The sequence below is a fragment of the Curtobacterium sp. MMLR14_006 genome, from assembly GCF_001864985.1.
In the GTDB taxonomy this organism is placed as follows: domain Bacteria; phylum Actinomycetota; class Actinomycetes; order Actinomycetales; family Microbacteriaceae; genus Curtobacterium.
The window spans coordinates 16,889-31,000 of record NZ_MJGU01000008.1 but is presented as its reverse complement, the minus strand read 5'-3'; the positions used below and the strand labels follow the sequence as shown (position 1 = coordinate 31,000).

Sequence of the window (14,112 nt, the reverse complement as noted above, 5' to 3'; positions counted from 1 at the left end):
CGGCAACGTCTGTTGCCGGTGTGGCAACATGGCGGCATGGAGCACCGTCAGCAGGACCGGACGACCACGCGCACGACGACCGAGGTCGTCGACGGGGTGGGGCCCCGGCTCCGTGCGTTGCGCGCGCACCGCGCCGTGACGCTCGCCGCGCTGTCGGAGCAGACCGGCATCTCGGTGAGCACCCTGTCGCGGCTCGAGGCGGGGCAGCGGAGACCGACGCTCGAGCTGCTGCTGCCGCTCGCCCGGGCGTACCAGGTGCCCCTCGACGACCTGGTCGGCGCTCCACAGACCGGCGATCCCCGCGTGCACATGAAGCCCGAGGTGATCGGTGGCCGCGTCGTCGTGCCCCTGACCCGTCGGACCGGGGGCGTGCGCTCGTACAAGCAGCTGTTCCAGCCGCACTCGCCCGGCGGTGAGCCGTCGCTCAAGACGCACGAGGGCTACGAGTGGATCTACGTGCTGTCGGGTCGCCTGCGGCTGTTGCTCGGCGAGCGGGACATCGACCTCGGGCCGGGTGAGGTCGTCGAGTTCGACACCCACACGCCGCACTGGGTCGGCAACGTCACCGACGCCGTCACCGAGGTGCTCTGCCTGTTCGGGCCGCAGGGCGAGCGGGCGCACGTGCGCTCCCGCCCGACCCGTGAGCGGACGCCGACGCCCTAGAACACGTGGGCCGTGACGTCCTCGAGCAGGTCGGTCGTCTCGATGTTCGACTGCCGGATGTGGATGCCGATGTCGCCACGGGTGAAGTACGTGTCGCCGTCGGTGACGGGGTACTGCTCGTTCTCCGACACCTTCTGGCACAGGAAGCCCTCGGCCTCGTTACCGCAGTCGTAGCCCTTCGCCGTGAGCGCCTGCAGCTCGTCGCTCGCGGTGGCCGAGTCGACGACGTCCACCGCGATCGACAGGTACGAGATGTCGGCCTGCGGTTCCCGCCACACGCAGTAGAGCCGCTTGCCGTCGGGCTGCAGGACCGGGGTGAAGGCGCTCTTCGGGATCGCGATCGGGTCACCGACCACGGACGGGTCGTTCAGCGGCGCCTTCGCGAACGAGTCGTCCCACCTGCCCGGCGTGACGAGGTCGGTGCAGCTGTCCGGCACCGAGCCGCCGTCGAAGTCGACGCCGGGGACCTGCGTGATCGTCGAGGTCGGGCGGGGGGTGCTGCTGGTGCCCGTGGACGGAGTGGCTGAACCGGTGACGCGGGTGGTCGCCGCGGCGTCGGCCGGGTCCGTCCCGCCGTCAGCGGCGCACCCGGCGAGGGCGAGGCCCGCCGCGAGCAGTGCCGTGACGGTGAGCGTCGTGCGTGTGGTCCGCGTCGTGTCGCGCATGGTTCCCCTCGTCCGGTCACGTCCGGTCGTGACCCTCCCTCACGACGGTACCGATCCGACCCTGGGTCGGCCGGGTCCGTCGCCCCCCTGGCGGTGCGTCAGGGGCGGTGCCAGGCACGGCGCCCCCGCCACGCCGAGCGCACCCGCCGGGCCCACCGACGGACCGGGTTCGCCCGCCGGCCGTTCACGTGGAACGTGTGGAAGGCGCGGCGCGTCCGCAGCAGGGCGGACGGGAGGCCCGAGAACGGTCGTGCGGACACCCCCACCGTGAGCGCGTGGTCGGCCACCACCCGCCAGGCCGGGTCGAGCTGCATGCTCAGGTCGACGTCGTCGTGGACCTCGGCGTCCTCGCGGTGCGCGCGGGACCGCACGGCCAGCCAGGTCCGGCGGCGCAGCGCCATCGCGGACCCGAACAGCGGCGGACGGCCGAGCGCGGCCCACATGAGCGTGAAGTACGGCCGCATGTAGACCGCGTCCCAGAGCCGGACGACGAGCGGGCTGCCGTCGTGCGGACGCCCCGGCCCGGTCACCGCGACCACGGCGGGGTCGGCGAGCAGCCGGAGCGCGTCGGCGATCCAGGTGGCCGGCGGGACGGAGTCGGCGTCCAGCCGGACGAGCACGTCACCCGTCGCCCGGTCGTAGCCGCGTGCCGACGCCCGGGCGATGCCGCGGACGGGTTCGGAGACCACGACGGCCCCGGCGGCGGACGCCACCGACGCGCTCTCGTCGGTGCTGCCGTTGTCGACCACCACGACCTCGTCGGCGGGGACGGTCTGCAGTGCGAGGGCGTCGAGGCACCGGCGCAGGTGCGCGGCGTCGTCGCGCACGGGGATGACGACCGAGACGCTGGGCATCCCACCATCCTGTCGAGCGGTCGCTGTGCGGGCGGTCGGACCGCGTTCCGTGGCGTTCCTGCGTGCATGCCCAGAGGCGAGCGCGCACGTTCGGTCACGACACGCCGCCGGTGCACGCCGACGACGACCACGACCGGAAGGCCGACCATGACCACGAACCCACCCGGGAACGACTCCGGGACCCCGATCCACGACCGCACCGCAGCCGCCGAAGGGCACGAGGTCGCGCCCGGCGTGACCGTGCCGTCCTGGGCGAGCGACACGTCCGCTGCGCGACCCGCGGACCCGTCGACGCCGCTGACGTACGACCCGTACGGCGAGGACGCCACCGAGGTGCCGTTCGACGCCCCGCTCGACGCGATCCCCGCCGACGAGCAGCTGCCGGCCACGCCGACCGCCGCGAGCGGCGCCGTCGGCACCGGCGGCACGACCGGGCACGACGCCGGCAGCGGCTCCGGCAAGGCCGACGCGGCGAAGAGTGCCGCGCAGGACGTCGCCGGCGACGCGAAGGAGAAGGCCGCCGACGTGGCCGGCACCGTCAAGGAGCAGGCGTCGAACGTCGCCTCGGAGGCGACCGACCACGCCAAGCAGCTGTACGCGCAGGCGAGCAGCACGCTCAAGGACCAGGCCGCCGACCAGCAGCAGCGCGCTGCCGGTGGGCTCCGCAGCCTCGGTGAGCAGCTCGGGCGCATGGCCGAGAACGACGACGAGCAGGGCGTCGCCTCGAAGGTCGTCCGCGACCTCTCGGGCCGCGCGAACTCCGTCGCCGGGTTCCTCGAGGACCGCGACCCGGGCTCGCTGCTCGACGAGGTGAAGACCTTCGCCGCCAAGCGACCCGGCACCTTCATCGCGATCGCCGCGGGCGCCGGCCTGCTGGCCGGGCGTCTGGCCAAGGCGCTCGCGACCGAGGCGAAGCACGAGAAGGAGGCCGGCGACGGCACCACCGGGCCGGGGAGCACCGCATGAGCCACTCCGCCCCCGGCGCGACACCCCTCGGGGAACCGACCCCCGAGGAGCGTGCCGCGACCACGCCACTCGGGTCGCTGCTGTCCGACGTGTCCCGCGACCTCTCGACGCTGTTCCGGCAGGAGGTCGCCCTCGCGAAGGCCGAGTTGACCGACTCCGCGAAGAAGGCGGGCAAGGCGGGCGGCATGTTCGGCGGCGCCGGCCTCACCGCCCTGTTCGCCCTGCTGTTCCTGTCGATCGCCGCGTGGTGGGGACTCGGACACCTGGTCGGCAACGCCTGGTCCGCCCTGATCATCGCGGTGGTCTACGCGATCGTCGCCGCCGTCCTCGCCCTCCGTGGGCGCAAGGAGATCAAGGAGATCCGGGGCGTCCCGCAGACGGTCGAGACCGTCAAGGAAGTCCCCGACACCCTCAAGCCCACCACCGGGAGGAAGCCATGAGCACCCCAGACGAGATCCGCGCCGACATCGAGCGCACCCGCGGCGAACTCGGCTCCGACGTCGACGCCCTCGCCGACAAGGTCAGCCCGTCGTCCATCGCCCACCGCCAGACGGAGAAGGTCAAGGGCCGGTTCCAGGACGTCCGCGAGTCCGTGATGGGCGCGGCCCACTCGGCCCGCTCGAGCGCCTCCGGATCCGCCTCCGGCGCCTCCGACCAGGCGAAGGACGTCGCGCACAAGGGCGTCGAGAAGGCGAAGGGCAACCCCCTGGCCGTCGGCCTCATCGCGTTCGGCGCCGGCTGGCTCGTGTCGTCGCTCCTGCCGACGACGGACAGGGAGGAAGCCCTCGCCGGTGACCTCAAGGAGAAGGCGGCACCGCTCGTCGACGACGTCAAGGAGCAGGCGAAGGACGTCGGGTCGCAGCTCGGCGACGCGGCGAAGGAGCACGCGCAGGACCTCAAGGGGACCGCGCAGGACGCCGCGCAGACCGTCAAAGGCGAGGCGCAGGGTGCCGCGTCCGACGTGCAGGACCACGCGCAGGGGGCTGCGGACGACGTCCGCAACAGCTGACGCGACGAGGTGACGGACGGGAGGCCCGTGGCGATCCAGCCACGGGCCTCCCGTCCGTCGCGCGGTAGCGTTCCGGCATGGACCCGATCGACGAGCTCGCCGCGGAGCTCCGGCAGTCCGTCGGTCGCCTCGTGCGCGCTGCGCGGCGGGAGGCCGACGCCCTGCCGGCGGCGCACACCGCGACGCTCGGGCTCCTGCTGCGCGAGGGGCCGCTGACGATCGCGGAGCTCGCCCGGCTCCGCGGGGTGAAGCACCAGGGCCAGTCGCGCACCGTCGGGGAGCTCGCGGCCCGCGGGCACGTCGAGCGTGCCGTCTCGGACGCCGACCGCCGGGTCTCGGTCATCCGCCTCTCCGACGCGGGGCGGGCGGTGCTGCAGCAGGAGATGGACGCCCGCGCCGACTGGTTGGCCGGGGCGATCCGGGCCGAGACCGACGACGAGGAACGCGCCCTGCTCGCGCGGTTGCCCGAGCTGTTCGAGCGCCTGGCGCGCCGGGCCGACTGAGCGGACCCGCAGGTCGACCCCGTGCAACAAGTACAACACTGTTGTACAGTTGGCCGCATGGAGTTGACGAAGTACACCCACGCCACGGTCGTCCTCGAGCAGGACGGCGTCACCCTCGTCATCGACCCGGGGGTCTTCACGCCCGAGGCCGCCGACCTCGTCCGCGGGGCCGCGGGCGTGCTCGTCACGCACGACCACCCCGACCACCTCGACGTCGACGCCCTGCGCGCGGGGTTGGCGGCGAACGCGGAGCTCGTGGTCCGCGGGCCGCAGACCGTCGTCGAGCAGCTCGGGGAGCACCACGGCCGCGTCGTCGCGGTTCACGCGGGCGACACGATCACCGTCGGGTCGTTCTCCGTCCGGGTCTTCGGCGAGCAGCACGCGGTCATCCACCCCGACATCCCCTCGACCGCCAACGTCGGCTACCTGGTCGACGACGCCGTCTTCCACCCCGGTGACGCGTACCTGCAGCCCGGCGTGCCCGTGCCGACCCTGCTCGTCCCGACGAGCGGGCCGTGGACGAACACGGCCGAGGCCGTCGACTACGTCCGCGCCGTCGCTCCCGAGCGGGCCGTGCAGATCCACGAGGCGATGCTGAGCGACCTCGGCCAGCAGTCCACCACGCGGTTCCTCGGCCCGGACGGGCTCGGGCCGGTACCGGTCCGCATCCTGCCCGTGGGGGAGACGATCACCGTCTGACGGGCCGCCGGCCGCCCCTGGGAGGCGATCCGGGCCTCCCGAGCAGCATGGACGGATGGCCGACGCACCCACGACAGCAGTCCTCTTCGACATCGACGGCACCCTCGCCGACTCGAACTACGCGCACATCGACGCGTGGTGGCGTGCGTTCCTGGCGGCGGGGGAGTCCGTCGACGCCTGGCGGATCCACCGCGCGATCGGCATGGACTCGGCGAAGCTGCTCGAGACGCTGCTGCCGGAGGCGTCCCAGGAGACCCGCGACACCGCGAAGCAGTTCCACACCGCCTACTACGCCGAGCAGATGCCACGGCTCCGGCTGCTGCCGGGCGCGCGCGAACTCCTGCAGGCCGTCGCCGAGGCCGGGCACGCCGTCGTCCTGGCGACCAGCGCGCCCGAGCACGAACTCGCCCGCCTGCGCGACCTGCTCGACGCGGGTGAGTGGGTCACCGCCGAGACCAGCTCCGAGGACGTCGAGCAGGCGAAGCCCGACCCCGGCATCGTCCGGGTCGCGCTCGAGAAGGCCGGGGTCTCCGCCGATTCCGCCGTGATGGTCGGGGACGCCGTGTGGGACGTCGAGTCCGCCGGCACGGCGGGCGTGACGTGCGTCGGTGTGATGACCGGCGGCATCGGCGGCGACGAGCTCCGCGGTGCCGGGGCGGCCGAGGTGTACGACGACGCGGCGGCCGTGCTCGCGGCGTTCCGCGCTGGCGAGGGCCCGATCGCGGCGCTCGGTCAGCACGCCTGACGGGCGGTGCCGGTCGCGCCTGACGGGCACCTCGGTTCCCGCGCCGTCGGGCGCCTCGGTTTCCGCACCGTCGGGCGCCTCGGTTTCCGCACCGTCGGTCGCGCGTGCCAGGATCGACGTTCGTGATCACGATCGAACGCGTGTCCTGGGACGACCCCCGCAGCGTGGAGCTCCGCGCCCGGATGGACGACGAGATGCACGAGCGCTACGGCTCGTCGAACGCCGGTGAGGACCCGGCCGTCACCGCCGAGCGGAGCCGTGCGCTGAGCGTCGACCCCTCGACGGTGGTCACGTCGGTCCTCGCCCTCGACGAGTCGGGTGCACCGGTCGGGCACATCGCCGTCCGTCGCCTCGGCGACGAGGTCGAGCTGAAGCGCCTCATCGTGCTGGCGGCTGCGCGCGGCAAGGGCGCCGCGACGGCGCTGCTCGACGAGTGCGAGCGGGTCGGTCGCGAGCTCGGCGCCCCGCGGCTCATCCTGCAGACGGGTGACAAGCAGCCGGACGCCGTCGCGCTGTACCGCAAGACCGGCTGGCACCAGATCGACGTCTACGAGCCCTACGCGGCGACCATGCCGTGGTCGTTCTGCTTCGAGAAGGCGCTGTAGGGGGACGATCTCTACCTTGCACTCTCAGCCTCAGAGTGCAATTCTTGTTCGGTGAGCACCACCGAACGCACCCGCGCGCTGCGCCGACGCATGATCGTCGAAGCGCGTCGGGCGACCGTCGAGCACGGGCTGCACGGGTTCACGATCGAGCAGCTCTGCCAGACCGTCGGGGTGTCCCGGCGCACGTTCTTCAACCACTTCGCGTCGAAGGACGACGCCGTGCTCGGCATCGAGATCAACGCCGACGTCGAGGCCATCGAGGCCTACGCCGCCGGCGGGATCGTCCCCGGCGACCTCGACCCGCTCGACTCAATCGTCGCGCTCGCGGTCGACCAGCTCCGACGCGTCGGCATCGACCGCGCGGACGAGGTCCTCGTCCGCGGCGTCTTCGAACGGGAGCCCGCGCTCGTCGCGCGGTTCCTGTCCGCCACCGACGTGCAGCTCGGCCGCATCACCGCGGCGGTCCGCACCCGGTTCGGCTGGGACGACCCGGCCGACCGCCGCGCGCGCCTGGTGACCGAGGCGGCCGCGGCGCTCGCGAAGGTGACGGCGGAGACGTACTTCGACGACGCCTTCGACGAGACCACCGGGCCGACGTTCGACGCCCTGCTCACCGAGAACCTCCGCCTCATGAGGGCGGCCATCACGACCGGACAGGACCACACCGCATGAGCGCCACCGCGCCGGGCACGACCAAGCGTGCCCGCCCAGGCACCGACGGACCGCTGCTCCTCACGCAGCGCCGGATCTGGATCATCTTCTCCGCGCTCATCGCGGGGATGCTGCTCTCCAGCCTCGACCAGACCATCGTCTCGACGGCGATGCCCACCATCGTCGGCGAGCTCGGCGGCGTCGCCCACCAGGCCTGGCTGACCACCGGGTACCTGCTCGCCTCCACCATCGTGATGCCCGTCTACGGCAAGTTCGGCGACGTCCTCGGGCGCCGCAACCTGTTCCTCATCGCGATCGCGCTGTTCACCGTCGCGTCGGCCGGGTGCGCGTTCGCCACGGACTTCACGCAGCTCGTCGTGTTCCGCGCGATGCAGGGGCTCGGCGGCGGCGGGTTGATGATCCTGTCGCAGGCGATCATCGCGGACATCGTGCCCGCCTCGCAGCGCGGCAAGTACCTCGGCCCGCTCGGCGCGATCTTCGGTCTGTCCGCGATCGGCGGCCCGCTGCTCGGCGGGTTCTTCGTCGACCACCTCACCTGGAACTGGGCGTTCTACATCAACATCCCGGTCGGCATCGCGGCGTTCTTCGTCGCCTGGTTCGCGCTGACCCTGCCGAACAAGAAGGCGACGAAGCGCATCGACGTGCTCGGCGTGCTCTTCATGTCCGCCGCCACCACCTGCCTGGTCTTCTTCTCGGAGTTCGGCGGCAGCCGGGACCACGGCTGGGACGCCCCCGAGACGTGGGCCTGGTTCGCCGGCCTCGTCGTGTCGGCGGCGCTCCTCGTGCTCGTCGAGTCGCGGGTGGAGGACCCGGTCCTGCCGCTGTCGTTCTTCCGCAACCGCACCTTCCTGCTCGCCACCGGCATCGGCCTCGTGCTCGGCATCGGCATGTTCGCCGCGATCGGCTTCGTCCCGACGTTCCTGCAGATGGCGTCGGGCACCTCGGCCGCGGTCTCCGGTCTGCTGATGCTCCCGATGATGGCCGGCCTCATCGGCACGTCGATCGCCTCCGGTGTCCTCATCACGAAGACCGGCCGCTACCGGATGTTCCCGATCGTCGGCACGGTCCTCGTCGCGATGGCCATGCTCGCGATGACCCAGCTCGCCGCGGACACCCCGATCTGGCTCATCTGCGCGTACCTGTTCGTCTTCGGCGCCGGCCTCGGCCTCATCATGCAGGTGGTCGTCCTCGTCGCGCAGAACGCCGTGCCCGCTTCGCAGGTGGGCACCGCCACGTCGACGAACAACTACTTCCGCGAGGTCGGCGCCTCGCTCGGCACCGCCGTCTTCGGTGCGCTCTTCACGGCGCGGCTCACCACGTCGCTCACCGACGTGTTCCGCGGCGCCGGCGGCTCGGCCACCGACGCGGCGTCGTCCGCGGGCAGCATCGACCCGGCGACCGTGGCGGGGCTGCCGCCGGCGGTGCAGGACGGCATCGTGAACGCCTACGCCGACTCGCTGGCACCGGTGTTCTGGTACCTGCTGCCGTTCATCGCCGTCGCGTTCCTGCTCGCGCTCTTCCTGCCGCAGATCACGCTGTCCGACACGGCCGGCATGGTCGCCCGCGGCGAGGCCGTCGGTGGTGCCGAGGCCGACGAGCTCGAGCGCGCCCAGCGCGAGGGCCGGGCGGAGCAGGCGCAGCCGGTCGAGCCCGCGGACCGCACGCAGCAGTAGTCCGGGCTGGGCCGGGCCGGGCCGGGACCGGTTCGGTCCGCGAAAGCGACAGTCCGCCGCGGAACGTTCGCGGTGAACTGTCGCTTTCGCGGGGTGGTCGTCACCACCTTCGGACGGGAGGCACGGTGTCAGCTGGCGCCGTGCCTCCCGTCCGTCGAGCGGGTGCGGCCACAGGCCCGCGCCTCCGCGAAAGCGACACTTTGCCGCGGATTGTTCGCGGCCGACTGTCGCTCTCGCGATGGGGACCAGCGCGCTGCGGCGAGGAGTGTCGCTTCCGCGGTGGAGACCCTCCCGCTGGCCTGCTGGGCGGTGGGTCCGCAGGCCCGGGGGCTGCGAGTCTGTGGGTCTGCGGGGCAGCGGGCCAGCGGGCCAGCGGGGCTGCGGGTCCGCGGGTCCGCGGGTCCGCGAAAGCGACACTTCGCCGCGGAACATCGGCGGCGAATTGTCGCTTCCGCGATGGGGACGAGCCTGCTGCGGCGAGGTGCGTCGCTTTCGCGGCCCGGCCCGGCCCGGCCCGGCCCGGCCCGGACCGAACCAGCCCGGACCGGCCCGAGCGCTGCATGACCGCGCCCGGCCGGCGCGGACCGCCTACGCCCCGGTGCTCGCGCGGCGGACCAGGCGCGTCGGCAGCGCGGCGGGCTCGGCGGCCGTGCCGTCGAGCGTCGCGAGGAGCCGGAGCGCCGCCGCGCGACCGAGGTCGGCGCCGGGCAGCGCCACGCTCGTCAGGGCCGGGGCGGTGACCGAGGACGACGGCAGGTCGTCGAAGCCGGCGACCGCCAGGGCCCCGGGGACGGCGATGCCGAGCGAGCCGGCGACGCGCAGCACCCCGTAGGCCAGGGTGTCCGCGGCCGCGACGACGGCGGTGACGTCGTCGTCCTGCCAGGCCTCGATGACGTGCTCCGTCGCCGCGGCCGCAGCGTCCACGGTGAGGTCGGCGCGGGCGGTGACCTCGGAGACGGTGATGCCGGCGTCGGCGCAGGCCTGCTCGAACAGGTCGCGGCGGACGCCGAACGTCGTCGCGCGCGAGGTGCCGTCGAGGTAGCCGACCCGGCGGTGGCCCAGGGCGTGCAGGTGCGCGACGAGGTCGTGCACGCCGGTGGAGAGGTCGTAGTTGACGGCCTCGACACCACCGGGGGCGTCGAGCAGCACGACGGGGACGCTCGCCGCCATCGACTCCCCGGCGGCGGGGGCGTCGACCAGGATCCCGGCGGGTCGCAGCCGTTCGAAGCGGCGGACGTCGGCGGCGACGGGCTGCGCGCCGGGCTCGGTGACGGAGAGCACGAGCTGGAACCGGTCGCCCAGTGTGTCGCGGACGCCGCGGATGACCTCGGCGAAGAACGGGTTCGACAGGTCGGGCGCGATGAGCACGACGAGGTCGCCGCTGCCCCGCGCCAGGGAGCTCGCGGCGTGGTCGACGACGTAGCCGAGTTCGTCGACGGCGTCGCGGACCCGCGTCGCGATGGGTGCCGAGACACGTCCGCGGTCCTTGCCGTTCACCACGAGCGACACGGTGGCGATGCTCGTGCCCGCGCGCTCGGCCACCATCGCCGCGGTCACGCGACGGGCCGGGGCGGCGGAGTGGGGCACGTGCCGATGCTACCGAGGCTGCCTCGACGACTTGACGTCAAACGCTTGACGTGCTTCCATGTCAAACGCTTGACGCGCTGCGGTGCGACGCGCTGTCGCCCCGCGGATCCCCACCGCGCCGAGCACTCACCCCCTCGATTCCCCGAAGAAGTGGAGCGCCCCGCGTGCCTTCGAAGATCATCCTCGACTGCGACCCCGGCCACGACGACGCCGTCGCGATGCTGCTCGCGCACGGCAACCCGGACGTCGAGCTGCTCGCCGTCACCACGGTCGTCGGCAACCAGACCCTCGAGAAGGTCACCCGCAACGCCCTGGCCGTCGCCCGCATCGCCGGCATCACCGGGGTGCCGTTCGCCGCCGGATCCCCGCGACCGCTGCTGCGCGAGGTCGAGGTCGCGCCGGAGATCCACGGCGAGAGCGGCCTCGACGGCCCGGTGCTGCCGGAGCCGGCGTTCGGCCTCGACGAGCGGCACGCCGTCGACCTCATCATCGACACGGTCATGGCCCACGAGCCCGGCACCGTCACCATCGTGCCGACGGCCGGCCTGACGAACATCGCCCTCGCCGTCCGCAAGGAACCCCGCATCGTCGAGCGCGTCAAGCAGGTCGTGCTCATGGGCGGCGGGGTGCACGTCGGCAACTGGAGCCCCGTCGCCGAGTTCAACATCGTCATCGACCCCGAGGCCGCCGCCATCGTGTTCGAGGCCGGCTGGGACGTCGTCATGGTCGGCCTCGACCTGACCCACCAGGCGCTCGCCACCCCCGAGGTCGCCGCCCGGATCGCCGCCGTCGGCACCGGTCCCGCCGCGTTCGTCGGGGAGCTGCTCGACTTCTTCGGCCAGACGTACAAGGACGCGCAGGGCTTCGACGCCCCGCCGGTGCACGACCCCTGCGCCGTCGCGTACGTCATCGACCCGACGATCGTCCGCGCGGTGAAGGTGCCGATCCGCATCGAGACCCAGGGCGCCCTGACGCTCGGCATGACCGTCGCCGACTTCCGCGCGCCCGCGCCCGAGGACTGCCGCACGAGCGCCGCGATGGAGCTCGACCACGGCCGGTTCTGGGACCTGGTCGTCGACGCCCTCGAGCGCATCGGCGAGACCCCCGACACCGGCTGGACGCCCCGCGCCGCCGCCACCACGACGGAGATCTGAGCACCATGACCACCTCATCGACGACGAAGTCGATCGGCGCCCTCACCGCCGCGCTCCTCGCCGCGTGCATCGCGTTCCAGCTGAACGCGAGCATGCTCAGTCCGGCGCTCGTCACGATGGCGCGCGAGCTGCGGACCGACGACGCCACCATCGGCCTCTCGCAGACGCTGTACTTCACGCTGGCGGCGCTGTTCTCGCTGTTCCTGCCGCGGCTGTCCGACATCGTCGGCCGCAAGCGGGTCCTGCTCGGGATGCTCGCCGTGATGTTCGTCGGCAGCGTCGTCGCGGCGCTCGCGGTGAACGTGCCGATGCTGTTCGCCGGCCGGATCATCCAGGGCGTCACCGGCCCGGTCGTCCCGATCTGCCTGCTCGTCCTGCGCAACGAGATCCACGACCCGAAGCGCTACGGCGCCGCCCTCGGTCTGCTCACCGCGGTGAACGGCGGGATCGCCGGGGTCGACGCCCTGGCCGGCGGCTGGATCGCCACGAACTTCGGCTTCCGCGGGATCTTCTGGGTGATCGCGCTCGTCACCGTGATCGCGCTGGCACTCGTCGCCGTCTGGGGGGTCGAGTCGAAGCCGTCCGCCGGCACCCGGATGGACTGGATCGGAGTCGTGCCCCTCGTGGTGAGCGTCGGCGCGCTGCTCACCGCCTTCAACGAGGCCGGCAAGCTCGGCGCCGCGAACCCGGTGCTCGTGGTCGGCGGCATCGTCGTCGCCCTCGCCGCCTTCGCGGTCTTCTGGGCGGTCGAGTCCCGGGTGCGGGAGCCCCTGGTCGAGACCCGCTTCCTGAAGCGTCGCGCCACGTGGGCGCTGCTGGCGACGACGTTCCTCACGATGACGGGCGTCTTCGCCGTGGTCAACGGCCTGGTCACGTCGCTCGCGCAGAACGGCGACGCCGGCTTCGGCATGGAACCCGATCTGGCATCGCTCGTGTTCCTCACCCCGTACGCGCTCGTCGGCTGGGTCGTCGGACCGTTCGCCGGACGCCTCGCGCCGACCATCGGCTACCGCGCCGTCCTGCGCGTCGGCCTGGTCGGCAGCATCGTGGCGACCGTCCTCATGGCGATCGTCGGCGTGCACTCGCTGCCGGTGCTCGTCGCCGCGACCGTGCTCATCGGCATCACCTACGCCGGCATCGCGAACATCATCCTCAACGGCCTCGGCATCGTGCTCTCCCCGGAGTCGAACCCCGGCTTCCTGCCCGGCCTGAACGCCGGTGCGTTCAACCTCGGCGCCGGGGTCAGCTTCGCCGTGTTGCCGGCACTGCAGATCGCACTCGGGGTCGGCGGGTCCGCGGGCACCGCCGGGTACTCGGGTGGGATGCTGCTCGGGGCCGCCATCACGACGGTCGCGCTGGCCGTCTCGTTCCTCATCCCTCGACCGGAGGGCGCCGAGACCACGTCCGCCGCCCCGCAGAAGGAGTCCGTCCGGTGACCGAGACCATCGTGATCGTCGGATCGCTCAACGCGGACCTGGTGGTCCGGACCGAGCGGTTCCCCCAGCCCGGCGAGACCCTGCACGGGTCCGACCTGGTGGTCCTGCCCGGCGGCAAGTCCGCCAACCAGGCGGTGGCTGCCGGGAGGCTCGGGGGCACGGTCCGCATGATCGGTGCGGTCGGCGACGACGGGAACGGTGCGCTGCTCCGCGACTCCGTCGCGGCCGCGGGTGCGGACACCACGCACGTCGCCGTCCGGGAGGGCGTGGCCACCGGCACCGCCGTCATCACGGTCGACGGCGCCGGCGAGAACACCATCGTCATCTCCGCCGGGGCGAACGGCACCCTGACGCCGGACGACGTGCCGTCCGACGCCTTCGGCGACGCCGCGGTCCTCGGGCTCTGCCTCGAGGTCTCGATCGACGTCGTCCTCGCTGCCGCCCGGGCCGCCCACGCGGCGGGGGTCACCGTGCTCACGAACCTGTCGCCGTTCGGGGCAGTCCCCGCCGAGCTGCTCGAGCTGACCGACGTCCTGCTCGTCAACGAGCACGAGGCCGTGGCGCTCGGCGACCACGGCGTCACCCGGTCGATCGTCACCCGCGGCGGCGCGGGCTGCGTCGTGCACGACGGCGGTGCCGAGCCGGTGTCGATCGACGCCGTCCGGGTCGAGCCGGTCGACACCACGGGCTGCGGCGACGCCTTCATGGGGTCGGTCGCGCTGCGGCTCGCGGCGGGGGACGCCCTCGTCGACGCGGCGCGGTTCGCGGTGGGGGTCGGGGCGTACGCCGCGACGAAGGCGGGCGCGCAGGCCTCGTACCCGACCACGGCGGAACTCGAGGCCTTCCTGCGGGCGTAGGGCGGGCCTCCCGGCCGTTGATCG

General features: G+C 73.1%; 16 protein-coding genes. 13 read left to right on the top strand and 3 right to left on the bottom strand.

The window, feature by feature from the left end; all coding sequences use genetic code 11:
* Positions 1-36 precede the first annotated feature (36 nt).
* Positions 37-663 carry a helix-turn-helix domain-containing protein gene (locus BIU94_RS03275; RefSeq protein WP_071254189.1) on the top strand — a complete coding sequence of 209 codons (627 nt, stop codon included), beginning with the start codon at positions 37-39 and terminating at the stop codon, positions 661-663.
* Here the strand turns inward: BIU94_RS03275 and BIU94_RS03270 are convergent.
* Together BIU94_RS03270 and BIU94_RS03265 are read right to left on the bottom strand one after the other, a co-directional pair.
* On the bottom strand, positions 660-1,328 hold the full coding sequence (locus BIU94_RS03270; protein WP_071254187.1) for a hypothetical protein: 669 nt from the start codon (positions 1,326-1,328) through the stop codon (positions 660-662). The genes BIU94_RS03275 and BIU94_RS03270 overlap by 4 nt on opposite strands.
* Before the next feature lie 98 nt (positions 1,329-1,426).
* Positions 1,427-2,182: a glycosyltransferase family A protein gene (locus BIU94_RS03265; RefSeq protein ID WP_071254185.1), complete on the bottom strand. Its 756-nt coding sequence runs from the start codon at positions 2,180-2,182 to the stop codon at positions 1,427-1,429.
* A 147-nt stretch (positions 2,183-2,329) separates the two neighbouring features.
* Between BIU94_RS03265 and BIU94_RS03260 the strand changes: the two genes are divergently transcribed.
* The 9 genes from BIU94_RS03260 (at position 2,330) to BIU94_RS03220 (ending at position 9,054) form a co-directional block, all read left to right on the top strand.
* On the top strand, positions 2,330-3,148 hold the full coding sequence (locus BIU94_RS03260; protein WP_071254183.1) for a hypothetical protein: 819 nt from the start codon (positions 2,330-2,332) through the stop codon (positions 3,146-3,148).
* Complete coding sequence (locus tag BIU94_RS03255; protein ID WP_071254181.1) at positions 3,145-3,588, top strand: phage holin family protein; 444 nt, start codon at positions 3,145-3,147, stop codon at positions 3,586-3,588. Before BIU94_RS03260 ends, BIU94_RS03255 begins: the two co-directional genes overlap by 4 nt.
* Entirely contained in the window at positions 3,585-4,157 is a 573-nt protein-coding gene (locus BIU94_RS03250) for a DUF3618 domain-containing protein (RefSeq protein WP_071254179.1), read from the top strand. Before BIU94_RS03255 ends, BIU94_RS03250 begins: the two co-directional genes overlap by 4 nt.
* Before the next feature lie 77 nt (positions 4,158-4,234).
* A complete protein-coding gene (locus BIU94_RS03245; RefSeq protein WP_071254177.1) occupies positions 4,235-4,660 on the top strand; it encodes a MarR family winged helix-turn-helix transcriptional regulator in 426 nt (141 codons plus the stop codon).
* 57 nt (positions 4,661-4,717) lie between these two features.
* Complete coding sequence (locus tag BIU94_RS03240) at positions 4,718-5,359, top strand: MBL fold metallo-hydrolase (RefSeq protein ID WP_071254175.1); 642 nt, start codon at positions 4,718-4,720, stop codon at positions 5,357-5,359.
* Positions 5,360-5,414: 55 nt separating this feature from the next.
* The gene (locus BIU94_RS03235) at positions 5,415-6,104 is read left to right on the top strand and encodes an HAD family hydrolase (protein WP_071254173.1); all 690 of its coding nucleotides are present in this window, start codon (positions 5,415-5,417) and stop codon (positions 6,102-6,104) included.
* Positions 6,105-6,226: 122 nt separating this feature from the next.
* Positions 6,227-6,709, top strand: coding sequence for a GNAT family N-acetyltransferase (locus tag BIU94_RS03230; protein WP_254782968.1), 483 nt, complete (start codon positions 6,227-6,229; stop codon positions 6,707-6,709).
* A gap of 51 nt (positions 6,710-6,760) precedes the next feature.
* The gene (locus BIU94_RS17680; protein ID WP_071254169.1) at positions 6,761-7,381 is read left to right on the top strand and encodes a TetR/AcrR family transcriptional regulator; all 621 of its coding nucleotides are present in this window, start codon (positions 6,761-6,763) and stop codon (positions 7,379-7,381) included.
* Positions 7,378-9,054, top strand: a complete 1,677-nt coding sequence (locus BIU94_RS03220) for an MDR family MFS transporter (RefSeq protein ID WP_071254167.1) — start codon at positions 7,378-7,380, stop codon at positions 9,052-9,054. The genes BIU94_RS17680 and BIU94_RS03220 overlap by 4 nt, the downstream gene beginning before the upstream one ends.
* Before the next feature lie 588 nt (positions 9,055-9,642).
* Here the strand turns inward: BIU94_RS03220 and BIU94_RS03215 are convergent.
* Positions 9,643-10,641: a LacI family DNA-binding transcriptional regulator gene (locus BIU94_RS03215; protein WP_254782881.1), complete on the bottom strand. Its 999-nt coding sequence runs from the start codon at positions 10,639-10,641 to the stop codon at positions 9,643-9,645.
* 164 nt (positions 10,642-10,805) lie between these two features.
* Between BIU94_RS03215 and BIU94_RS03210 the strand changes: the two genes are divergently transcribed.
* Genes BIU94_RS03210 through BIU94_RS03200 form a run of 3 tightly spaced genes read left to right on the top strand, consistent with a single transcriptional unit; the run spans position 10,806 to position 14,088 of the window.
* The gene (locus tag BIU94_RS03210) at positions 10,806-11,795 is read left to right on the top strand and encodes a nucleoside hydrolase (protein WP_139195885.1); all 990 of its coding nucleotides are present in this window, start codon (positions 10,806-10,808) and stop codon (positions 11,793-11,795) included.
* 5 nt (positions 11,796-11,800) lie between these two features.
* A complete protein-coding gene (locus tag BIU94_RS03205) occupies positions 11,801-13,231 on the top strand; it encodes an MFS transporter (protein ID WP_071254165.1) in 1,431 nt (476 codons plus the stop codon).
* Complete coding sequence (locus BIU94_RS03200; protein WP_071254163.1) at positions 13,228-14,088, top strand: ribokinase; 861 nt, start codon at positions 13,228-13,230, stop codon at positions 14,086-14,088. The genes BIU94_RS03205 and BIU94_RS03200 overlap by 4 nt, the downstream gene beginning before the upstream one ends.
* Positions 14,089-14,112 lie beyond the last annotated feature (24 nt).